The sequence below is a fragment of the Streptomyces sp. NPDC102258 genome (assembly GCF_055584685.1).
Map to the genome: position 1 here is coordinate 204,443 of NZ_JBVJLO010000007.1, position 22,308 is coordinate 226,750.

Genomic DNA, 22,308 nt, shown 5'->3' on the forward strand with positions numbered 1-22,308 from the left:
CTGAGTTCTTGACGTTTCCTTTACCCTACAGGGTCCGCGCGGTCGTATCGGGTGATCTTCACCTTAAACGGCGGGAGGACGTCCGTCGCGCTGTGCGCCGGACGCCCTCCGGGCCGGGCGGCCCGCCTGCCGCCGCGCTGCCGGTCAGTCCTCGCTGGAGGCGCTGGGCAGCTTGGTCTGGATCAGGTCCATCACCGAGGAGTCGGCCAGAGTGGTGACGTCACCGACCGCGCGGTCCTCCGCCACGTCACGCAGCAGGCGCCGCATGATCTTGCCGGAACGCGTCTTCGGCAGCTCCTGCACCGGGACGATCCGCTTCGGCTTGGCGATCGGGCCGAGCGTGGCGCCGACGTGGTCGCGCAGCTCGCCGACCAGGGTGTCCGTCTCGGTGGCGCTGCCGCGCAGGATGACGAAGGCCACGATGGCCTGGCCGGTGGTCTCGTCCTTGGCGCCCACGACGGCCGCCTCGGCGACGGCGGGGTGGGAGACGAGCGCCGACTCCACCTCCGTGGTCGAGATGTTGTGGCCGGACACCAGCATCACGTCGTCGACCCGGCCGAGCAGCCAGATGTCGCCGTCGTCGTCCTTCTTGGCGCCGTCGCCCGCGAAGTACTTGCCCTCGAAGCGCGACCAGTAGGTGTCGACGAACCGCTGGTCGTCGCCCCAGATGGTGCGCAGCATCGACGGCCACGGCTCGGTGAGGACCAGGTAGCCGCCCCCGCCGTCCGGGACCTCGCGGCCCTCGTCGTCCACGACGGTGGCGCCGATGCCGGGCAGCGCGCGCTGCGCCGAGCCGGGCTTGGTGTGGGTGACGCCCGGCAGCGGGGAGATCATCATGGCGCCGGTCTCGGTCTGCCACCAGGTGTCCACGATCGGGCAGCGGTCGCCGCCGATGTGCTTGCGGTACCAGATCCACGCCTCGGGGTTGATCGGCTCGCCGACCGATCCCAGCACCCGCAGGCTGGACAGGTCGAACTTCGCGGGGATGTCGTCGCCCCACTTCATGAACGTACGGATCGCGGTCGGCGCGGTGTAGAGGATGGTGACGCCGTACTTCTGCACGACCTCCCAGAACCGGCCCTGGTGCGGGGTGTCCGGCGTGCCCTCGTACATCACCTGGGTGGCGCCGTTGGCGAGCGGCCCGTAGACGATGTAGGAGTGCCCGGTCACCCAGCCGATGTCGGCGGTGCACCAGTAGACGTCGCTCTCCGGCTTGAGGTCGAAGACGGCGTGGTGGGTGTACGAGGCCTGCGTGAGGTAGCCGCCCGAGGTGTGCAGGATGCCCTTCGGCTTCCCCGTGGTGCCCGAGGTGTACAGGATGAACAGCGGGTGCTCGGCGTCGAAGGCCTGCGGGACGTGCTCGGTGGACTGGCGGCCGACCACGTCGTGCCACCAGACGTCGCGGCCCTCGGTGACGGCGGTGTCCTGGCCGGTCCGCCGGACCACGAGGACGTGCTCGACCTGCGGGCACTTGGCGACGGCCTCGTCGATGGCGGGCTTGAGCGCGCTCGGCTTGCCACGGCGGTAGCCGCCGTCGGCGGTGATCACCAGCTTGGCGTCGGCGTCCTGGATGCGGGAGGCCACCGCGTCGGCGGAGAAGCCGCCGAAGACCACCGAGTGCGCGGCGCCGAGCCGGGCGCACGCGAGCATCGCGACGACCGCCTCGGGGATCATCGGCAGGTAGACGGCGACCCGGTCGCCCGCCCGGACACCGAGCTCGGTGAGGGCGTTGGCGGCCTGCGCGACCTCGTCCTTGAGCTGGGCGTAGGTGATCGAGCGGCTGTCGCCGGGCTCGCCCTCGAAGTGGATGGCCACGCGGTCGCCGTTGCCGGCCTCGACGTGCCGGTCCACGCAGTTGTACGCCACGTTCAGCTTGCCGTCCGCGAACCACTTCGCGAAGGGCGGGTTGCTCCAGTCGAGCGTCTGCGTCGGCTCCGTGTCCCAGGTCAGCCGCCGGGCCTGCTCGGCCCAGAAGCCCAGCCGGTCCGCGTCGGCCTGCGCGTACGCCGCCTCGGTCACGTTGGCGGTGGCGGCCAGATCGGCGGGCGGTGCGAACCGCCGCTCCTCTTTGAGCAGATTGGCCAGGCTGTCATTGCTCACGACATCTCCCTTTCCCAGGGTGTCCGTTGTGTCCCCGGGCATAGCTCATCAGGTCAGACGCCCAGGTGACAAGGGGTAGCCTGGAATTGGTTTAGACCTATACCACGGCTGGGCCCGCCCGCCGCAGGCGCGTCCGGTCCGCGTCGGCGGACCGCGCAGAGCGGCCCCTCCCCGCTGCAGGGTGCGGGAAGGGGCCAACAGCTTGCACGGATAGGGGAGGCTATCGGTTCGGGCGGGAAGTCGGTCAGGCGTTCTGGCCCACGCTGTCGAAAACCCGGCAGTCGAAGAAGTCCTCACCCTCCGACAGCAGGTATGCCTGCGCCTCGCCCACGTGGAAGTACATCCCGTGCAGCTCCAGCGTGCCCTCGGCGAGCCGGCGGGCCACGGACTCGTGGGCCCGCAGGTGCTCCAGCTGCTGCACCACGTTGGTCAGGCACAGCTGCTCCACGGCGTCCGCCGGGAGCCGGCCGGCGATCCGGGCCCAGGGGTGGTGCCGGCTGGCCATCCGCTCCAGGCTCGGCAGGCCGTGCCGCAGCCAGCGGCGCAGCGGGGTCATCGGGGCTCCGGGGTGGGAGTTCAGCAGGGCCTGCATGGCCCCGCAGCCCGAGTGTCCGCACACCGTGATGCTGTCCACCTTGAGCACGTCCACCGCGTACTCGATGGCCGCCGCGACCGAGTCGTCGGTGGCCTCGGCGCCGGGCAGCGGGACCAGGTTCCCCACGTTGCGGACGGTGAACAGGTCCCCCGGGCCGCTGGCCGTGATCATGCTGGTCACCAGGCGGGAGTCCGCGCACGTCAGGAAGAGCTGCGAGGGCCGCTGCCCCTCCCGGGCCAGCCGGGCCAGCTCGTCGCGGACGTGCGGGGCGGTGTCCCGCTGGAAGGCGCTGATGCCGCTGGCGAGTTGCCCCGCGCCGCGGCGCCGGGGCGCGGCCGCCGCGGGGTCCCGGGGCTCGGCGGCGCTGGGGATCGCCCCGGCCGCCTCGCCCGCCGGGACGGGCCCGGGGGCCTCCGGGTGGGCGGCGTGCGGGGCGTGCGCGGCACGGTGGTCGCAGTGGTTCTGCCAGGGAGTCCAGGGGCGGCAGCAGTGGTGCGCCGCCCGCCCCTCGGCCCGGTGGCCGCCGGCCCCGCTGAGCGCGGTGGCCCCGCTGAGCGCGGTGGCTCCGCCGAGCGCGGTGGCTCCGCCGAGCGCGGTGGCTCCGCCGGCCGTCGTGCCCGGGCCGGTCTGTTGCCGTCCGGAGCCGGCGGGGGTGCCGTCCTCGCAGGGCCCGGTACCGCCGGCTGCGGTCGTGGGCGTCGTACCGGCGGGCCACACGGGGACACCGCCGCGGGAGATGGCGGCTCCGGCCCGGCCGGTGAGCTCCGTGGACCCCCCGTGCGCGCGGTGGGAGTCCTGCCAGTCCTGGAGGATCTCGTACGCCGCGTGGTCGATGAACGAGCCGTCCAACTCGACGACGACATGGCCCCCGTGGGGAACCGAGTTCAGCACCCGGCTCAGGCGCGGCACGGCGAGGAAGGTCAACTGCCCGCGCGCCCGCACCCGGTGGCCGCCGTCCGCCTCCTCCACGGTGATCCTCGTACGCGCCAGCCGGTGCATGGCCAGGGCCACGGCCACCGCGATGCCGACGGCGACGCCCTCCAGCACCCCGCCCAGCACCACGGCTACGATGGTGGCCGCGTAGACCAGGGCCTCCCGGTACCGGGTGACCGTCCTCAGATGCGTGATGCTGACCACTTGGATGCCGACGGCCAGCACCAGCGCCGCCAGCGCCGCGAGCGGGATCAGGTCGAGCACCGGGACGAGCAGTCCGGCCGCGAGCACCACCCACAAGCCGTGCAGCATGGCCGATCTTCGGCTGACGGCACCGGACTTGACGTTCGCCGCGCTGCGGACGGCCACCGCCGCGACGGGCAGCCCGCCGAGCATTCCGGAGACGATGTTGGCGGCGCCCTGCCCGCGCAGCTCACGGTCGAGGTCGGCGCGGGGCGGCCGGTCGGCCGTGGCGCGCGCGGAGGTGATCAGCTTGTCGGTGGCGACGCAGGACATGAGGGACTCGACGCTGCCGACCAGGGTGATGGTCAGCACGGCGGCGATGATCGCGAGCACCGGTCCTTGCGGCAGCTCCGGCAGTGCGTGGCTGCTCCAGGACGGCAGGTCCACCCGGGGCAGGTCGAGCCCGGCCAGGGCCGCGAAGGCGGTGGCCGCGGCGACGGCCGCCAGGGCGGCGGGCACCTTGCGCAGGGCCCGGCCGGTCCGCCCGGGGATCCGGGACCAGCCCAGCAGGACGCCCAGCGTCAGCACGCTCACCCCGAGCGCGGCCGGATGCGGATCGGCCAACTGGGCGGGAAGACCCAATACGTTGGCGACGGCCGAACTCTGCGGGGCGCCGCCGAGCACGATGTGCAGCTGGGCCAGCGCGATGGTCACGCCGATGCCGGCCAGCATTCCGTGCATGATCGCCGGGCTCACCATCAGGGCCGAGCGCGCGGTGCGCAGGAAGGCCAGCCCGAGCTGGCAGCAGCCCGCCAGGACCGTGATGGCGCAGGTGGTGCGCCAGCCGTAGTGCTGGATCAACCCGGCGGTCACCACGGTGAGTCCGGCGGTCGGCCCGCTCACCTGGAGCGGGGCGCCGCCGAGCCGTCCGGCCACGATCCCGCCCACCGCGGCGGCCACCAGCCCCGCCTGCAAGGGGGCTCCGGTGGCCAGGGCGATGCCCAGCGAGAGGGGTAGCGCGATCAGGAAGACGGCGACGGACGCGGACAGATCCGCGGAGAGCCCCTTGAAGCGCGATCCGGCTCCGTCGGGGCCTGTGGTCGGGGCGGGGGAAGTGGCTGTCGTCATGGGTTCCCGTCTCCTCGGGGGAGGGATGAAGCGGCGGGAGTCTCAACACTCGGTAAATGGAGGGTAATGGAGAGTAAAGAGCGCTGGTGGGAAATGCGAGCAAATGGTCTAGGAATTAACACGCAAGAGTGATTAGGCATTTTGTCTGGCTTGTCACACCTTCCTTTAAGCGGACCGCATGGGACGTTGCGTCGCGGAAGTCCCGCCATGGAACTGCGAGGGAGAGGTGTGCGGATGATCGCCGCCACGAAGAAGATCGCCGGCGGCCTGGTCGCCACGGCCCTGGTGCTGGGCGTCGCCGGGTGCGGCACCTCCGAGCCCGCGAAGCCCGGCGCCCCCGGCGGGCAGAACGCCCGGAAGGGCCCCGCCCCGGAGGCCGCCCCCGGCAGCGTCAACCGTCCCATCGGTGACGGCTCGACCGCCTACACCGGCGCGCAGCCGAACGTACGCAAGCCGCAGAAGCTGGCGCCCGGTGAGAAGCCCCCGCAGTTCGTGGTGTTCTCGTGGGACGGGGCCGGCGAGGACAGCCAGAAGCTCTTCTCGCACTTCCGGGAGGTCGGCAAGCAGTACAACGCCCGGATGACGTACTTCCTCAGCGGCCTGTACATGCTGCCGGAGGAGAAGCGTTCCCTCTACACCGCGCCGCAGCACGGCCCGGGTCTGTCCGACATCGGCTTCGGCGACGTGCAGGGCATCAAGGACACCGCCACCCAGGTCCGCGAGGCCTGGCTGGAGGGCAACGAGATCGGCACCCACTTCAACGGCCACTTCTGCGGTCCCGACGGGGGCGTCGGCACCTGGTCCGTGGACGAGTGGAAGAGCGAGATCAGCCAGGCCAGGTCGTTCGTCAAGAACTGGAAGACGAACACCCCGGCCCTCAAGGACATGGCGCCGCTGCCCTTCGACTACGACAAGGAGCTCATCGGCGCCCGCACCCCCTGCCTCGAAGGCCAGAAGAACTTCATGCGGGCGGCGAAGGACCTGGGCTTCCGCTACGACTCCAGCGGCATCAGCAAGCAGATCTGGCCGAAGAAGACGGACGGCCTCTGGGACATCCCGCTCCAGCTGGTCCCCATGCCGGGCCGCGCCTTCGACACCCTGAGCATGGATTACAACTACATGGTCAACCAGTCCGGGACGACCACCCAGGGCGACCCCGCGCAGCACGAGTACTGGGGCGACCAGATGCGCGACGGCCTGCGCCAGGCCTTCGACCGCGTCTACCAGGGCAACCGGGCGCCGCTGATCATCGGCAACCACTTCGAGTCGTGGAACGGCGGCACCTACATGCGTGCCGTCGAGGAGTCCATCAAGACCATGTGCACCAAGCCGGAGGTCCGCTGCGTGCCCTTCCGCGAGCTGGTCGACTGGCTGGACGCGCAGGACCCGAAGACCCTGGAGTGGATGCGCCGCCTCGACGTCGGCCAGACCCCGAAGGAGGGGTGGACGAAGTTCCTCACCGCGGGGCCGCCCGCCACGCCGGCGGCCCCGGCCGCGGTCAAGCCGGCTGGGGAGTCGGACGAGGGCTGATCAGGGCCTCGCCCAGGACGAAGCCGGGGTCGATCTGGTCCGCCAGATCGGCCCCGGTCTTGGCGTTGCCCCAGCTCTCCGCGTTGCGGAGGTGGAAGTGCACCATCTGCTCGGTGTACCGGCCCCAGTCGCGGTCGGCGTAGCTGTCCTCGGCCGCGTCCTGGAGGGCCTGTAGCGCGAACCGGTTGGCCGCCTCCAGCAGCTCGAACGGCGCCGGGCGGCCCTTCTCCATCGCCCGCACCCAGTCGGAGTGCCCGAAGGTGACCAGCAGGTCCTCACCCACCTCGTCCTGGAGGAACTCGATGTCCTCCGGCCCCTGCACCTTGTTGCCGACCACCTTGAGCGCGACCCCGAAGTCCCGCGCGTAGTCCTTGTACTGACGGTAGACGGAGACGCCCTTGCGGGTCGGCTCGGCGACGAGGAAGGTCACGTCGAAGCGGGTGAACAGGCCCGAGGCGAAGGAGTCCGAGCCGGCCGTCATGTCGACGACGACGTACTCGTCCGGGCCGTCGACCAGGTGGTTGAGGCAGAGTTCGACCGCGCCGACCTTCGAGTGGTAGCAGGCCACCCCGAGGTCCGCCTCGGTGAACGGTCCCGTCGCCATCAGCCGTACGGGATCGCCGTCGAGCAGCAGCGTCCGCGCGCAGGCCTCGTACACCGGGTTGTCCTCGGTGACGCGCAGCAGACGCGAACCGGCGCCGGGCGGCGTGGTCTTGATCATCGTCTCGGCGGACGCGATGCGCGGGTTGGACCCGCGCAGGTACTCCTTGATGAGGGGGAGGTGCGCGCCCAGGGCGGGCAGCGCGGCCGCCTCCTCCTCGTCGAGACCGAGGGCCGCCGCGAGGTGCTGGTTGATGTCGGCGTCCACCGCGACGACGGGGGCTTCATTGGCTGCGAGGTGGCGGATGAAGAGGGAGGACAGCGTCGTCTTCCCGCTGCCGCCCTTTCCCACGAAAGCGATCTTCATGTTCACCAAGCGTAGTGGACCGTTCGCTGCGAGTGGTCGGTGTGAGTGAAGAAGACCACTCCAAGGAGGGGTCGGTGCTAAGGCCGCGCAGTGCGTAGGCTCCCTACTTATGAGTAGCGCTTCTGCCCCGGCTCCCGGCCCGGCTTCCGACCCGCTGGCCGCCCTGGGATCCCTTCCGGGCGTCGCGGAGTCCGTGGATTCCGTACGCAAGGCCGTCGACCGGGTCTACGGGCACCGCGTCATGCGCCGGCGCGGTGCGGAGATCACCTCGGAGGCCGCGCTGCGCGGCGCCCGGGCGAGCGCGGCGCTGTCCGGGGCCGACTGGGCGCTGGAGGAGGTGCGCCGCCGGAGCGACTTCGGTGCGGAGCGGCAGGCGCTGACGGTGGGCGCCGCGCTGCGCCTGACCGCCGAGGCGGGTCAGCTGCTGAGCATCTGGCGCCAGTCGCCGCTACGGGTCCTCGCGCGGCTGCACCTCGTGGCGTCCGGCTCGGCCGGGCCCGGGGACGCGGTGGGCCGGCCGCGGCTGGCCGGTGAGCCGGTGGACGAACCCCTGGTGGACCTGCCGCTGCCCGGCGCCGACGAGGTGGCGGCCCGGCTGGACGGCCTGTCCCGGCTGATCATCGCCGGCGGCTCGGCCCCGGCCCTGATCACCGGCGCCGTGGTGCACGGCGAACTGCTGGCCCTGCGGCCCTTCGGTACGTACAACGGCCTGGTCGCGCGCGCCGCCGAACGGATCGTGCTGATCAACAGCGGTCTCGACCCGAAGGCGATCTGCCCGGCGGAGGTCGGCCACGCCGAGCAGGGGCCGAAGGCCTACCTGGAGGCCTTCGAGGGCTACGTGTCCGGGACTCCGGAGGGAATGGCGGCCTGGATCGCGCACTGCGGGCGGGCGGTCGAACTCGGGGTGCGCGAGTCGACGGCGGTCTGCGAAGCGCTCCAGCGCGGCGCGGCGTAGGGGTCCTGCGACTCCTGCGGCTCGGGCGCGTGTCTCGCGCCTGCGCCCGACATGGGTTGCGGCGACACCGTACTGCTCTGGTGTCGCCGCTGGCATTCACGCCCAGTTACCAAGCGTCCTCGAAGTGTGCCCATCAGGTCGGGAACTTTGCCCGGTTACCTGGTGCGGCTGGCCCGTAATCGACGGGTCGACGTCGCGTGGGTGCTCGGCGTTCATGCTTCGGTCCGTGGGCCTTGCTGCGTTGTAAAGATGATCCTCTCGGATGTTCTTTGGTCTCGCGGGCCGTTGACTCCTTTGTACTCCGCTTGCGAGCAGAGCGAAACCCCTGGCCGGGGTTCTTTACTTTTATGGATGAATCGGGGCGATATGGACACCGGAAATCGCCCCGATTCGGGTGTGGCGTATGTCCCGGCTCGGCTTCGGCGGATACGGACGAAACCGGCGGGTCAGGCCGAGGTGGCGGCAGCGGCCCGGCGGCGGCTGGCGTACCAGACGAGACCGGCGGTGGCCGCGGCCGCGCCGACCGCGGCCGCGGCGACGAGGGCCGGACGCGCGGGCATCGACAGTCCGGGCAGCCGCTGCTTCAGCCGCACCGGCTTGCTGAACATCAGGACCGGCCACTCCCGCGCCACGGCCTCCTTGCGCAGTGCCCGGTCCGGATTGACCGCGTGCGGGTGCCCCACGGCTTCGAGCATCGGCACGTCGGTGATCGAGTCGCTGTACGCGTAGCAGCGGGCGAGGTCGTACCCCTCGGACTCCGCGAGCTCCCGCACGGCTTCCGCCTTCGTGGGCCCGTAGGCGTAGTACTCGATCTCCCCGGTGAAGCAGCCGTCCTCGCCGACCACCATGCGGGTGGCCACGACCCGGTCCGCGCCGAGCATCTCGCCGATCGGCTCGACGACTTCGGCGCCGGAGGACGACACGACCACCACGTCACGGCCCGCGGTGTGGTGGGCCTCGATGAGGGACGCGGCCTCGTCGTAGATGATCGGGTCGATCAGCTCGTGGAGCGCCTCGGCGACGATCTCCCGGACCTGCCGCACGTTCCACCCCTTGCAGAGGGCGGACAGGTACTCGCGCATCCGCTCCATCTGGTCGTGGTCGGCGCCGCCGGCCAGGAAGATGAACTGCGTGTACGCGGTGCGCAGCACGGCCCGCCGGTTGATCAGGCCGCCCTGGTAGAAGGACTTGCTGAACGTCAGTGCGCTGGACTTCGCAATGACCGTCTTGTCCAGGTCGAAGAAGGCTGCGGTCCGGGGCGAGGAGTGCGGCAAGGGCTGATTTTCCACGCACCGAGCATATGCGCCCACCATTCGGCGTAAGGTGTGGCGCGTGGGTTTGCCTGAGAAGGCTCTCGGGTACACCATGGAAGTCACGGATCGTTCGCGACCGTGCTAACCCGGTCTGGCTCCTCCCCCCCCGAGTCGGACCGTGGGGACGACCCCCGCTCTCCCCCCCGGCGGGGGTCGTCGCATGTCCGGACGCGGTTCGCGTCCCATGCCTCCGGCCTTCAGTGGTCATCCTCCCGGCCCCTCCCTGTTCGGTGAGCCAGCCGATCGCGGGCCCGCACTCCTTGAACTCGTCACGCTGCGTAGTGGTTCCGGCGCGCTCCGGAACTCACCTGATGGGGTGGCGGAGTTATTCACAAGCGCCTTCTTGTCCACAGTTTTGGAACAAGATCCACTTCCTTTTCCGGATCCCTGCACCGTGATTCCAGCCGCGAAGTCCGCGGCTTGTGGATTTACGGCGAGAAGGAGGCGGAGATCGTGGCTGGATCGAAGTCGTGTGAAGCACCGGAACCCCTGGCGGCCGGCGGGGGCGGGATGCCCGTCCGTGCCCTCGGGGCCGTGCCCGGCGGCGGGCGGCCGCTGATCATCACCGAGGACCCGCTGCTGCTCGACGACCTGCTGCGGCTGTGCGCCGCCGCCGGCGCCGAGCCGTATGTGCACCATGCGGTGCCGGAGCAAAGCGGAAGCGGCGGTGACCGGGGTGGCGGGGGTGGAGGGAGCGTTCGTGGCGCGCTCGGGCCGGTCGGCGCCATGGGATGGGAATCGGCCCCGCTCGTCCTGGTCGGGGACGACGCCGCCCGCCGGGTGAGCGGAGCGCCGCGCCGGGACGGGGTGTTCCTGGTCGGCCGGGATCTCGACGATCCCCGGGTGTGGCAGCGGGCGGTGGAGATCGGCGCCGAAGAGGTGCTGCGCCTGCCCGACGCCGAGAGCCTGCTCGTGGACCGCATCGCCGATGTGGTGGAGGGAGCCGGACGGCCCGCTCTGGCGGTCGGCGTGATCGGCGGCAGCGGCGGGGCCGGCGCCTCGACCCTGGCCTGCGCCCTCGCGCTGCGGGCCGTCCGGGCCGGGCAGCGCACCATCCTCATCGACGGGGACCCGCTCGGCGGGGGCATGGACGTCATGCTCGGGGGCGAGAGTGTCACGGGGCTGCGCTGGCCGGACTTCGCCGCCTCGCGCGGCCGGGTCGGAGCCGGGGCGCTGGAGGAGTCCCTGCCCGAACTGCACGCCCTGCGGGTGCTGAGCTGGGACCGCGGAGACCGGGTGGTCGTACCGCCCGCCGCGATGCGGTCGGTCGTGGCCGCCGCGCGCAGGCGGGGCGGGGTGGTGGTGGTCGACCTGCCCCGCCGGGTGGACGAAGCCGTGGCGGAGGTGCTGGCCCAGCTCGACCTGGTGCTGCTCGTGGTGCCGGGTGAGCTGCGGTCGGTGGCCGCGGCGGGGCGGGTGGCCGCCGGGGTGCGGATGGTGGCCCGGGACGTGCGGGTCGTCGTACGCGGGCGCTGCCGGGAGGGGCTCGACGCCGAGGCGGTGGCGCGGCTGCTGGGTGCGCCGCTGGCCGGGGAGGTGCCCGTGGAGGTGGGGCTTCCGGGGCGGGTGGCCGACGGGGAGCCACCGGGGGCGCGGGGCGCGCTGGCCCGCTTCTGCGACGGCTTCTGGCAACGGGTGCTCGGCCCCGCGCAGGGGGTGCCGGCATGAGCGCGGTACTGCTGGACGCGGTGCGCCGGCACCTGGCCGAGAGCGGGGCCGAGCCCACCCCGGCCCGGGTCGCGGCGGCCCTGCGGGCCCGGGGCCGGCTGCTCGGGGACACCGAAGTGCTCGGCGCCGCCGAGGAGATGCGCTCCGAACTGGTCGGCGCCGGCCCGCTGGAGCGGCTGCTCACCGACCCCGAGGTCACCGACGTGCTGGTGGCCGCCCCGGACCGGGTGTGGGTGGACCGGGGCGGCGGGCTGGAGCTGACGGCGGTGACCTTCGCCGACGCCGAGGCCGTGCGCAGGCTGGCCCAGCGGCTGGCCGCCGTCGCCGGGCGGCGCCTGGACGACGCCCGGCCCTGGGTGGACGCCCGGCTGCCCGACGGCACCCGGCTGCACGCCGTGCTGCCCCCGGTGTCCGTCGGATCGGCCTGCCTGTCGCTGCGCGTGGTGCGGCCCAAGGCGTTCACGCTGGACGAGCTGGTGGCCGCCGGGACCCTGCCGCCCGGCGGGCAGCGGCTGCTGCGGGACATGGTGGAGGCGCGGCTGTCGTTCCTCGTCTCCGGAGGGACCGGGACCGGTAAGACCACCCTGCTCAGTGCCCTGCTGGGGCTGGTCGGGCCGGGCGAGCGGATCGTGCTCGCGGAGGACTCCGCCGAACTGCGCCCCGACCATCCGCACGTGGTGCGGCTGGAGACCCGGCCCGCCAATCAGGAAGGGGCCGGGCTGGTGACCCTGGCGGACCTGGTCCGTCAGGCCCTGCGGATGCGGCCCGACCGGCTGGTGGTCGGCGAGGTGCGGGGCGCGGAGGTGGCCGACCTGCTCGCCGCCCTCAACACCGGGCACGAAGGCGGCTGCGGGACGGTGCACGCCAATGCCGCGGCGCACGTTCCGGCCCGGCTGGAGGCGCTGGGGACGGCCGCGGGGCTCGACCGGGCCGCCCTGCACAGCCAGTTGGCGGCCGCGCTGACCTTGGTGGTCCACCTGGTCCGGGACCGGGCCGGTCGGCGCCGCGTGGCCGAGGTGCACGTCCTGGAACGGGATCCGGCCGGGCTCGTGGTGACCGTTCCGGCGCTGCGCTGGGGGAGCCGCGGCTTCGTGCGGGAGCGGGGCTGGGCGCGGCTGGGCCCGCTGCTGGGGGGTGCGCGGTGAGCGCCGGGCCGCCGGTGGCGGTGCCCGTCTTCGCGGGGGTGCTGTGCGCCGGGGCGGCCGCCTGGGTGCTGGCCGGCGCGGACCGGCTGCCGCGGCGGGCCCGGCTGGTGCTGGCCGCGGGCGGGCCGGTGGTGCCCGGCGGGCCGGCGCCCGGGCGGCTGGTGGCCCTGCTGCGGGTGCGGGCCGCCCGGGGCCGGGAGTGGGCCGCGCTGATGGCGGGGCTGGTGGTCGCCGCCCTGGGCGGGTCGGTGATTCCGCTGGTGCTCGGGGCGCTGGCGGTGCCGTTGGTGCGGCGCCGGCTGCGGGCGCGGGAGCGTGAACGGGCGCGCGGGGCCCGGGCCGCGGAAGTGGTGGCGCTGTGCGGGGCCGTGGTGGGGGAGCTGCGGGCCGGGTCCCAGCCCGGACAGGCACTGACGGCGGCGATACGCCGTACGGTGGCCGGCCCCGGCGGCCCGGGCGCGGCCGAGGCGGCGGTGCTGGCCGCGGCGGCCTTCGGCGGGGACGTGGCCGGAGCGCTCCGCGAGGCGGCCCGCGAGCCGGGCGCCGAGGGGCTGGCGGCGATGGCGGCCTGCTGGCGGGTCTCCGTGGACGGGGGCGCCGGACTGGCGGCCGGACTGGACCGGCTGGAAGGGGCGTTGCGGGCCGAGCGGGACCGGCAGGAGTCACTGCGGGCGCAGTTGGCGGGGGCCAGGTCGACGACGGTCGTCCTCGCGTTGCTGCCGCTCGTGGGACTGCTGATCGGTACCGGGCTGGGGGCGGATCCGCTGCGGGTGCTGCTGCATTCCCCGGTCGGGTGGGGCTGCCTGCTGGCGGGCGGGGTGCTGGAAGCGCTGGGACTGCTGTGGTGCCGGCGGATCGTGCGGACGGGGGAGCGGTGATGGGCGGGCCGGTGGTCCACAGGCTGGGGATGGCGCTGTGCCTGGCGGTGGCGGTGTGGTGTCTGGTGTCGGGGTGTTCCGCCTGGCTGCGGCGGCGGGCGGCGCGGCGCAGATGCACGGGGCTGTTCCCGGTGCAGGAGGAGCGGCGGGGGCCGGCCCGGTGGCCCCGGCTGCGGACGGTGGCCGGGGCCTGGGCGGGGCCGGCCGGGGCGCTGCTGGCGGCCTGGGTGCTCGTCGGCGGGGCCATGGGAGCGCTGGCCGGGTGCGGGGCGGCGTTCGGGGTGTGGCGGCTGCTCGCCCGGTCCCGGGCCCGGCCGGCCGCCGGGGTCGATCCCCGGGAGGCCGAGCGGCAGTTGCCCTTCGCCGCGGATCTCCTCGCGGCCTGCCTGGCGGCGGGGGCGGGGCCCGTGGAGGCGGCCGAGGTGGTCGGGGAGTCACTGGGCGGGCCGGTGGGTGAGCGGCTGGCGCTCGCGGGCGCGGAGCTGCGGCTCGGGGGCGAACCGGGGGCCGCGTGGGGGAGGTTGGCGCGGATACCGGGCGCCGGGCAACTGGCGGAGTGCCTGGAGCGGGCCGCACGGACCGGGGCTCCGGCCGCGGAGCCGGTCTCCCGGCTGGCGACGGCGCTGAGGGCGGACCGGTCCCGGCGGTCGGGCGCCAGGGCGCAGCGGGCGGCGGTGCTCGTCACCGCGCCGGTGGGGCTGTGCTTCCTCCCCGCGTTCCTCGCGGTCGGGGTGGCGCCGGTGGTGATCGGAATGGCGTCCGGACTGCTGTCGGGCGGCTGAAAGAACGACTCGAAAAGATCTCTCATCAGATCAAGAAAGCAATCCCACAGGAGGTTGTCATGAGGATCATCTGGTTTCGTGTGCGGACCGCGCTGAAGGGCCGGTCGGGGGACGCGGGAATGTCGACTTCGGAATACGCCATGGGCACATCCCTTATCTAGGGTTGTCAACCCTTCCCGGCAGTTCAGACGGGCTGTGGGATCTTCTGACACATGAGGCAAGTGCAACGGACGGGTTGGAGGGGCCGTCTTCGTCTGAGCTCGCCGACCCCGTGGTCGCGGTGTTGAAAATCGACCGCGGTGGCTGCTGCGATGCCGCGATGATGGGGGCGAGCAGATCAGATCGAAGGGGGCGGGCAACGTGCCGTTGGACTGGAGCAAGGTTGACTCTGGTGAGACCGAACCACTGCTGCGACCACGGGACATCTATGCAGCCGGTCCCCGACCGTGGCCATATCTCCGTCATGAGCAGGGCGAGGTGCTGGACCGCTGGTTCGCTCGTCGCACTGACAGGGACGTGGTGATCAAGCAGAACACGGGCGGTGGCAAGACTGCCGCGGGCCTGTTGATCGCCCAGAGCACATTGAACGAAGGCATCGGCAAGGCTGTCTATCTCGCAGGAGACACTCACTACGCAACAGGTCAGGTTCGGGCGGAAGCCGCGAAGCTCGGGCTCGTGACGGTCGTGGACCCGAGAGACCCCGCCTTCCAGGCGGAGCAAGCCATCCTCGTGACCAACTTCAAGAAGTTGTTCAATGGCATGTCCGCATTCGGAGTAGCTGGTAGCAATCGCCCTACCCTGCCGCTCGGCGTCGTCGTCATCGATGACGCTCACGCAGCCCTGACGACCGTCACCGGCCAGTTCCAACTGTTCATCCCCCGTGAACACAAGGTCCACGACGCACTGGTGGCCATGTTCGCAAGCGAACTGAAAACCCAGGCGCCCAAGCATTGGCGTGACGTCCAGGCCGGCGACTCCTCTGCACTCGTGCGCATCCCCTTCTGGGCCTGGTCCGATCGGCACCAAGAGGTCATGGATCTACTCCACCCTCACGGAGACGATGAGACCTTCAAGTACACCTGGCCGCTTGTTGCGGACGTGCTGCCTCTGTGCGCCGCGTCCGTGACCAGCCGTGGCGTGGAGATCCGGCCTCCGTGCCCTCCCATCAGCGCGATCCCGGCCTTCACCAATGCTCAGCGACGCGTTTACCTGACAGCAACGCTGGCGGACGACAGCGCCCTGGCCACCGTCCTGGATGCTGCTCCACCGCTTCTGTCGCGTCCGGTTACTCCGGGCAGTGCCGCAGACCTGGGGGACCGTCTGATCCTGGCACCGCTTGCCCTCAATCCGGCACTGGATGAAGAGGCAGTACGCCGCATGGCTCAGCAGTTCGCGCACGGCGACCGAAACGGTGACGGTGTTCCCGACAGCAAGCCGGTCAACGTAGTCGTCATCGTGCCCAGCGCGAATCGGGCCTCTGCCTGGAAGCCGTACGCCGACCGGATCCACGCGGCGAGCACTCTGGAGGCCGGGGTCAAGGAGCTGCGCGAGACTGAGCACGTCGGACTCGTCGTACTGGTCAACAAGTACGACGGAATCGACCTGCCCAACGACGCCTGCCGACTGCTCATCCTCGATGGGGTCCCCCTGCCCTTGGACGCTGCCGAGCGCCGAGAGGCATCGCTTCTCCCCGACAGTCGCTTCCGCGTGGGCCAGAGCATCCAGCGGATCGAACAGGGCATGGGCCGCGGGGTACGGGACCGAGAAGACTACTGTGCAGTTCTTCTCATGGGTGCCGAACTCGGTCTCGCCATTCGTGATCCCCGACGTCTCGATCTCTTCTCCCCCGCGACCCGCGCGCAACTGCGGGTGAGCCAGCGCGTCGCCGACATGATCGCCGGCGAGGGACTGCCGCAGGTGAGAGAGGCCATCGATGCCTGTCTGGAACGCCAACAACACTGGTTGACCCCCAGTCGGCGGGCCCTGGCTGATGTCCAGTACGACCAAGTGAGCACCGTTCGTGCTGAGGCCTCAGCTGGCCGAGAGGCGTTCAACCTGGCCTGTGTTGGGCAGTACCGGGCCTCGGCCGATCGCCTTCAGGTCGCAATCAACAGCCTGGAGGACAAGGCACTCCGCGGCTGGCTGATGGAACAGAAGGCGACTTACCTCCATCACGTAGACCCCCTTGCAGCACAGAACGTACTGACAACCGCAGTAATGGAGAACCCAAGGGTTCAGCGTCCGGTTGACGATGTGACTCCACGCCGGATCAGAGCTACGGCCGTCCAGGCCCGTGCCGCTGCCGATTTCCTAGGGAAGACCTACTCAGACGGGGTCCAATTGGTGCTCGGCGTCCGTCAGATCTTCGACCGCATCGTGTGGGGCGATGAGGAGAGATCGGATGACGCTGAGGCTGCATGGGAACTGTTGGGAAGCCATCTTGGGTTCCGTAGCGACCGGCCTGACAAGACGTTCAAGATCGGCCCCGATAATCGGTGGGCGATGACGAGCGATCACCACGGAATCATCGAGCTCAAGACTGGCTGCACCACTAACTCGATCTCCAAGGACGATGTTGACCAGCTCGGCGGCAGCGTCCGTTGGCATGAATCGATCGATCCCAACGTCCGTGCTGTTCCGGTCATGCTTCACCCAAGCAGCACGCTCCATGAGCAGACTCCGCCCCTGCCCGGCCTACGGGTGGTGACGCCGTCGAAGCTAGACGATCTGAGGGAGGCAGTGGCAAGCGTCGCCACGGCCTTGGGTACCGGCCAAGGCAGGTGGGCCGATGAACAGGCCGTCGCTGCCGAGTTCACCCGCGCCAAGCTCACCGCGGGAGTGCTCTTCGCTACGTATGCAGAGGCGGCGCGACCGGCGCTAGCGTGAATATCCGGGCCCGTCAGGCGGTTCGGAGCCCTCCCATGAAGCTACGCGTGGCAGCGGTCGACCCGCTGCCACGCACCGAACAGAGAGATCACATGCAGAAGGCGCGACGTCGGCGAACGTTCGTTTCCGAGGTGTGTGGGGCGGTGACGGTGCAGTCCTTCGGCACGGTCCGGATGGCGATGGTGACGCCGCTGGTGATCTGGCATCGGCGGCCGATGGTGACGCCGGGCCCGATGCTGATGTTGTTGCCGGTCTGGGTGTCGTCGCCGATGACGGCCCCGAACTGGGTCGTGCCGCACCGGTAGAGGCCGGTCATGGTGCGGATGATCACTTCTCGGTCAGGATTGCGCATGTCGGCGGTCATGTTGATCGCGGCGACGGTGACGCTGGCGGACAGGTGGGCCCGGGCCCCGAGGATCGTCCGGTTGACGCCGATCCGGTGCCCGAGGACGGCACCTTCCCCGACGAATGTGGCGGTGACTTCGCAGTTGAAGCCGACCTGGGCGCCGGCACACAGGACGCTGCCCTTTCTCACGGTGGTGAATTCGTGGACCTTGACGTCCGGCCCGATGATCACGTCGTCCCCGATGATCGCCGTGGGGTGGATGAACGCGGAGGGGTGGATACGCTGGTCCTCCCCCAGCGCGACCAGGGCTTCGCGCTGGAGGCCCTTCCACTGGGCCAGGAACTCGGCCAGCTCGAACTTCTCCAGACCGCCGTAGACGGTCGTGGCGATGGCTCCCTCGGTGGGGGCAGTGACGTAGTCGCCGAGGTTGATCCGATCCATTGCGATGGCCTCTCGTACGGTCCGGGGCTCGGGTTCGGCGGGGGTACGCTCGCCGTTCACCTGGCCCCGGAAGGAAGTGGTGGTGGTCGTGATCCGGCCGCGTGTGGGTGTCGCCGTGCTGACCATGGGCGACCGGATGCCCGAACTGCTGGCCCTGCTGGCCTCGGTGGCCAAGCAGGACGAACCCGCGGTCCGGGTCGTGGTCGTAGGGAACGGCACGGCCCTGCCGGGTCTGCCCGAAGGCGTGACCGTGGTGGAGCTGGAGGAGAACCTGGGGGTGTCCGGCGGCCGGAACGTCGCCTGGCGCCGCCTGCGGGACTTCGGGGACGTCGATGTCCTGGTGGACCTGGACGACGACGGCCTGTTGACCGAGGCCGATGTGATCCGCCGGATCGCCGACCTGTACGAGGCGGATGCCCGGCTGGGCATCGTGTCCTTCCGGATCGCGGACGAGAGCGGCCACACGCAGCGGCGGCATGTGCCCCGCCTGCGGGCGGGTGACCCGATGCGGCGGGGCCTGGTGACGACGTTCCTGGGTGGCGGACACGCCCTGTCCATGACGATGTTGGAGCAGACCGGAGGCTGGCCGGACGCGTTCTTCTTCACCCACGAGGAGACCGACCTGGCATGGCGGGCCGTCGACCGGGGATGGAAGATCCTGTACGAACCGCAGCTGGTGCTCCAGCACCCGAAGACGTCCCCGGCCCGGCACGCGGTCTACTACCGGATGACCGCCCGCAACCGGGTCTGGCTGGCCCGCCGCCACCTGCCCGCCCCGCTGGTCCCGGTCTACCTGGGGGTGTGGACGCTCCTGACCGTGGCCCGCACGCGGTCCCTGGCCGGCCTGCGGGCCTGGTTCGCCGGGTTCACCGAGGGCGTCCGTACGAGCGGCGGCCCCCGGCGCCCGATGCGGTGGCGGACGGTGTGGCGGCTGACCCGGCTGGGCCGGCCCCCGATCATCTAGGCCGGGCTGGACTCCCGCTGGAGCCAGTCCGGGGCAGCGGCCGGGGTTTCCCTCAGCCAGTTCACGTATCGGGCCACCCCCTCGGTGATGGTGATCTTCGGCTTCCAGCCCAGGATGTTCTCCATCCGGCGGGTGGCCGCGTACCCGCCGAGGGGGTCACCGGCCGGGAGTGGCGTCTCGAGGAACGGCGCGTTCGGGTAGTGGGCCTGGACCAGCTGGGCGACCTTCCTGACGCTGGTGGGGACGCCGGTGCCGATGTTCACGGTCTCGGTGTGCGCGCGGGGGCTGGCCAGGGCCCGCAAGGTGCCCTCGGCGATGTCGTCCACGTGGACCATGTCCCGCACCTGCCGGCCGCCGCCGTTCAGGTGGAGCGGGAGACCGAGGTGGGCCCGTGCGGCGAACCAGGCCACGACCCAGGAGTGGGAGTCCGGCTTGATCGTCTGCGGTTCGCCGTACACGGAGAAGTACCGCACGATCGCGTAGGACGTGCCGACCTGGCCGAGAACGAGCGCGGTCTGTTCCTCGCCCCACGCCTTCGTGTTGCCGTACACGGACTTAGGGCGCATGCGGGTGAACTCGTGGAACTGGGGCGGGATGCGCCCGTGGACGGACTCCAGGAGCTGGCGCATGGTCAGCAGCTCGGGGCTGTCGCTCTCCTCGGGGTTGCCGTCGCCATAGACGCTGGCGGAGGAGACGAACACCATCCGGCGGACGCGGTCCGTCGCGGCGACGGCGTCCAGCACGTTCTGGGTCCCGGCCACGTTGGTGTCGATGGCAGCCAGCGGGTCGCGGGTGCAGGCGGCGACGTCCGCCAGGGCAGCGGCGTGGATCACGAAGTCCGAATCCGCGACCAGCTTCCGCACCAGCGCCGTGTCCCGAATGTCCCCCAGAACCACATCCGGGTCCCCGGCGCTGACGCCGAACAGGTCGGAGTACACGCGCTCGGGATAGGCGTTCATGGTGCACAGGGCCACGGGGCGAGCGCCGAGGTCCCGCAGCTGGGTGGTGATGCGGGAGCCGATGAGTCCGGCGCCGCCGGTCACCAGGACGGTGGCGCCGACCAGGGCGCCGAGGTCTGAGCGGTGGTGCACGATGCCTCCAGAAACAGGGTTCGGGTGGAACGTGACAGGCGGCCGGCCTTGCAATCAGTGAAGCGGCGGTCACTGTCCGCGGGTACCGTGGGCGACGCAGCAGCCTGTTCAATCTGTTCAAGATCGGTTCAGGGAGTGCGAGTTGACGGAGAGCCGGAGTCCGAACACCGCGCTGGCGGACGTCATCGCCGAGGCCGGGTGCACCTACGAGGCCCTGGCCAGGGAAATCCGTACCGTCGCCGCCGAGGCCGGGGAGGAACTGCACACCTCCCGCTCGGCCGTGCACTCCTGGGTCAACGGTGGTACCCCAAGCGGCCAGAGCCGCTCGTACATCGCCGAGGCTCTCACCAGAAGGATGAAGCGGAAGGTCACGCTCACCGAGATCGGTCTAGGCTGCGAAGGCATCGGGGAGGCCCTGGGAGCCGATCCACTGGCTAGCGCCACTGACCTCGGGAGATTCGTGATGCTCCGTCGCAGGGACTTCCTCAACGCCGCCTTCGCGACGGCCGCCGTCGGTCTGCCGCTCGCCTACGACCACGAAGCCGTCGCCGCCACCCTCAGGGCGGCCGAGCGCGGCGGCAGCGTCGGCGCCGCGGAGGTCGACACGGTCCGCCAGCTCACCGAGACGTTCCGGAGCGTGGACGACCGGCTGGGCGGTGGACACGGCCTGACGACGGTGACCGCATACCTCACGGACACGGTTGTCCCCATGCTGGAGAGTCGCTTCCCATCGGATTCGGTGCGGCGAAGCGCCTTCGGCGCGGCGGCCACGCTGGCGTGCCTGGTCGGCTGGAAGCACCACGACCTCGGCCGCGAGGGCGCCGCCCAGCGCTACTACCTGCTCGGCTTCCAACTGGCCTGCGAGTCCGACCCGGCTGGGCACGGCGCATGGATGATGCGGGCCCTGACCCACCAGGCACTCGACCTCGGCCACCCCGGCTCGTGCATCGGCCTGGCCGAGGAAGCACTGCGGCGTGCGTCGGGCAAGGTCGACCGGCAGACCGAGGCACTCCTGCTCGTCACGTGCGCCAGGGCGTACGGGGCCGGCGGAGAGGGCGAGCGGGCAGCGGCCTCCCTGCTGTCGGCCGAAGACGCGATGCTGGCCAGAGATGACCTGGTGCCGTCGTACGCCGCCACCTCCGGGCCGGTCTCGGCCACCGTCGCCTCGCACACCGGCAAGACCCTGACCGAGATGCGCGACCACAGGGCGGCCGAGAAGCACTACCGCACGGCGCTCAAGGGCCGGCTGCCTGGCACCTACCAGCGTGTGCACGGCCTGACCATGGTCAACCTCGGTAAGTCGGTCGCCGCCCAGCACCGGCACGAAGAGGCCGTGGCCCTGTGGAGTCGCTCACTCGACTTCATGGACGGCGTGGTCTCCGACCGGAACGGGAAGGAGATCAGGGCGATCCAGTCCGCGGCGGCCAGCTACCAAAGGCGCCGGGTTCCAGGAGCGGAAGCCCTAAACCAGCGTGCCGCCGACCTGCTGCGATCTCAGTCATGAGCGGCCCCGGTACGGGCATGCCGACGGTCGGCGTCGTGATCCTCACCATGGGAGACCGGGAGAAGGAACTGCGGACCCTCCTCGATTCGGTGGCGTCCCAGGAAGGAGACCCCGCGACGGTCGTCGTGCTCGCCCAGGGGGTGAAGCTCCCGGGCCTGCCCGACGGGGTCGCGGCCGTCGAGCTGCCGGAGAACCTGGGTATCCCCGGAGGCAGGAACGCCGGGGTGCAGTGGTTGCGCGAGCACGGAGGCGTCGACGTCGTCCTGGTCCTCGATGACGACGGCCGACTACCCCAGACCGACACGCTGCAACTCGTCAGGGAAGCATTCACCGCGAACCCCCGCCTCGGGATCGTGGGCTTCCGCATCGCGGACGAGGAAGGCATCTCCCAGCGCAGGCACGTACCCCGCCTCGGCGGCGCCGACCCGCTCATCTCCGGCCCGGTCACCACCTTCCTGGGCGGCGCCCACGCCATCCGGATGCACGTAATCGACCAAGTCGGCAATTTCCCCTCGCAGTTCTTCTACGCCCACGAGGAAACCGACTTCGCCTGGCGTGCGCTCGACGCCGGCTGGGAGATCGACTACCGGGCTGACCTGGTCCTGACCCACCCCCGAACAGCGGCCTCCCGCCACGCGGCCTACTACCGCAACACCGGTCGCAACCGCGTCTGGCTGGCGAAGCGGCACCTGCCCGCCGTCCTGGTCCCGGTGTACCTCGCCTCATGGGCGGCATACACCCTGGTCCAACGCCCGCCGCTGGCAGGGCTGAAGTCATGGTGGGCCGGATTCTTCGAAGGCATGCGGGTGCCATGCCCGCCGCGGCGTCCCATGCGGTGGCGGACTGTGTGGCGCATGACCCGGCTAGGCAGGCCCCCGGTGATCTAAACCTCAGCCCGG

The 22,308-nt window shown here is 71.2% G+C and carries 16 protein-coding genes; 10 read left to right on the forward strand and 6 right to left on the reverse strand.

The window, feature by feature from the left end; all coding sequences use genetic code 11:
- Positions 1 to 144 precede the first annotated feature (144 nt).
- On the reverse strand, positions 145 to 2,142 hold the full coding sequence (acs, locus tag ACZ6ZT_RS14685) for an acetate--CoA ligase (protein ID WP_469719489.1): 1,998 nt from the start codon (positions 2,140 to 2,142) through the stop codon (positions 145 to 147).
- A gap of 202 nt (positions 2,143 to 2,344) precedes the next feature.
- Positions 2,345 to 4,939: a SulP family inorganic anion transporter gene (locus tag ACZ6ZT_RS14690; RefSeq protein WP_469719491.1), complete on the reverse strand. Its 2,595-nt coding sequence runs from the start codon at positions 4,937 to 4,939 to the stop codon at positions 2,345 to 2,347.
- A gap of 234 nt (positions 4,940 to 5,173) precedes the next feature.
- Here ACZ6ZT_RS14690 and ACZ6ZT_RS14695 point away from each other — a divergent pair, with 234 nt between their 5' ends.
- Positions 5,174 to 6,469, forward strand: a complete 1,296-nt coding sequence (locus ACZ6ZT_RS14695; protein WP_469719494.1) for a polysaccharide deacetylase family protein — start codon at positions 5,174 to 5,176, stop codon at positions 6,467 to 6,469.
- On the opposite strand, the gene ACZ6ZT_RS14700 is transcribed toward ACZ6ZT_RS14695, so the two are convergent.
- Positions 6,438 to 7,436 (reverse strand): ATP-binding protein, encoded by a 999-nt coding sequence (locus tag ACZ6ZT_RS14700; RefSeq protein WP_469719496.1) that lies wholly within the window; start codon positions 7,434 to 7,436, stop codon positions 6,438 to 6,440. The genes ACZ6ZT_RS14695 and ACZ6ZT_RS14700 overlap by 32 nt on opposite strands.
- 109 nt (positions 7,437 to 7,545) lie before the next feature.
- Here ACZ6ZT_RS14700 and ACZ6ZT_RS14705 point away from each other — a divergent pair, with 109 nt between their 5' ends.
- The gene (locus tag ACZ6ZT_RS14705) at positions 7,546 to 8,391 is read left to right on the forward strand and encodes a Fic family protein (protein WP_469719498.1); all 846 of its coding nucleotides are present in this window, start codon (positions 7,546 to 7,548) and stop codon (positions 8,389 to 8,391) included.
- 446 nt (positions 8,392 to 8,837) lie between these two features.
- Here the strand turns inward: ACZ6ZT_RS14705 and ACZ6ZT_RS14710 are convergent, their stop codons facing one another.
- Positions 8,838 to 9,704 carry an HAD family hydrolase gene (locus ACZ6ZT_RS14710; protein WP_469719502.1) on the reverse strand — a complete coding sequence of 289 codons (867 nt, stop codon included), beginning with the start codon at positions 9,702 to 9,704 and terminating at the stop codon, positions 8,838 to 8,840.
- Between the two features lie 510 nt (positions 9,705 to 10,214).
- Here ACZ6ZT_RS14710 and ssd point away from each other — a divergent pair.
- From ssd to ACZ6ZT_RS14735, 5 genes are all read left to right on the forward strand, one after another.
- Positions 10,215 to 11,372 (forward strand): septum site-determining protein Ssd, encoded by a 1,158-nt coding sequence (gene ssd / locus ACZ6ZT_RS14715; protein WP_469719644.1) that lies wholly within the window; start codon positions 10,215 to 10,217, stop codon positions 11,370 to 11,372.
- A complete protein-coding gene (locus tag ACZ6ZT_RS14720) occupies positions 11,369 to 12,517 on the forward strand; it encodes a TadA family conjugal transfer-associated ATPase (protein ID WP_469719504.1) in 1,149 nt (382 codons plus the stop codon). Before ssd ends, ACZ6ZT_RS14720 begins: the two co-directional genes overlap by 4 nt.
- Complete coding sequence (locus ACZ6ZT_RS14725; protein WP_469719506.1) at positions 12,514 to 13,395, forward strand: type II secretion system F family protein; 882 nt, start codon at positions 12,514 to 12,516, stop codon at positions 13,393 to 13,395. Before ACZ6ZT_RS14720 ends, ACZ6ZT_RS14725 begins: the two co-directional genes overlap by 4 nt.
- On the forward strand, positions 13,395 to 14,177 hold the full coding sequence (locus tag ACZ6ZT_RS14730) for a type II secretion system F family protein (RefSeq protein ID WP_469719508.1): 783 nt from the start codon (positions 13,395 to 13,397) through the stop codon (positions 14,175 to 14,177). Before ACZ6ZT_RS14725 ends, ACZ6ZT_RS14730 begins: the two co-directional genes overlap by 1 nt.
- A 516-nt stretch (positions 14,178 to 14,693) precedes the next feature.
- Positions 14,694 to 17,063 (forward strand): helicase C-terminal domain-containing protein, encoded by a 2,370-nt coding sequence (locus tag ACZ6ZT_RS14735; protein WP_469719511.1) that lies wholly within the window; start codon positions 14,694 to 14,696, stop codon positions 17,061 to 17,063.
- Positions 17,064 to 17,151: 88 nt separating this feature from the next.
- Here the strand turns inward: ACZ6ZT_RS14735 and ACZ6ZT_RS14740 are convergent, their stop codons facing one another.
- Complete coding sequence (locus ACZ6ZT_RS14740) at positions 17,152 to 17,850, reverse strand: LbetaH domain-containing protein (RefSeq protein WP_469719513.1); 699 nt, start codon at positions 17,848 to 17,850, stop codon at positions 17,152 to 17,154.
- Between the two features lie 88 nt (positions 17,851 to 17,938).
- Here ACZ6ZT_RS14740 and ACZ6ZT_RS14745 point away from each other — a divergent pair, with 88 nt between their 5' ends.
- Positions 17,939 to 18,814 (forward strand): glycosyltransferase family 2 protein, encoded by an 876-nt coding sequence (locus ACZ6ZT_RS14745; RefSeq protein WP_469719515.1) that lies wholly within the window; start codon positions 17,939 to 17,941, stop codon positions 18,812 to 18,814.
- Here the strand turns inward: ACZ6ZT_RS14745 and ACZ6ZT_RS14750 are convergent.
- Positions 18,811 to 19,905, reverse strand: coding sequence for an NAD-dependent epimerase/dehydratase family protein (locus ACZ6ZT_RS14750; protein ID WP_469719517.1), 1,095 nt, complete (start codon positions 19,903 to 19,905; stop codon positions 18,811 to 18,813). The genes ACZ6ZT_RS14745 and ACZ6ZT_RS14750 overlap by 4 nt on opposite strands.
- A 142-nt stretch (positions 19,906 to 20,047) precedes the next feature.
- Between ACZ6ZT_RS14750 and ACZ6ZT_RS14755 the strand changes: the two genes are divergently transcribed.
- Positions 20,048 to 21,409, forward strand: a complete 1,362-nt coding sequence (locus tag ACZ6ZT_RS14755; RefSeq protein ID WP_469719519.1) for a tetratricopeptide repeat protein — start codon at positions 20,048 to 20,050, stop codon at positions 21,407 to 21,409.
- Positions 21,406 to 22,296, forward strand: a complete 891-nt coding sequence (locus ACZ6ZT_RS14760; protein ID WP_469719521.1) for a glycosyltransferase family 2 protein — start codon at positions 21,406 to 21,408, stop codon at positions 22,294 to 22,296. The genes ACZ6ZT_RS14755 and ACZ6ZT_RS14760 overlap by 4 nt, the downstream gene beginning before the upstream one ends.
- The last annotated feature ends 12 nt before the right edge of the window (positions 22,297 to 22,308 follow it).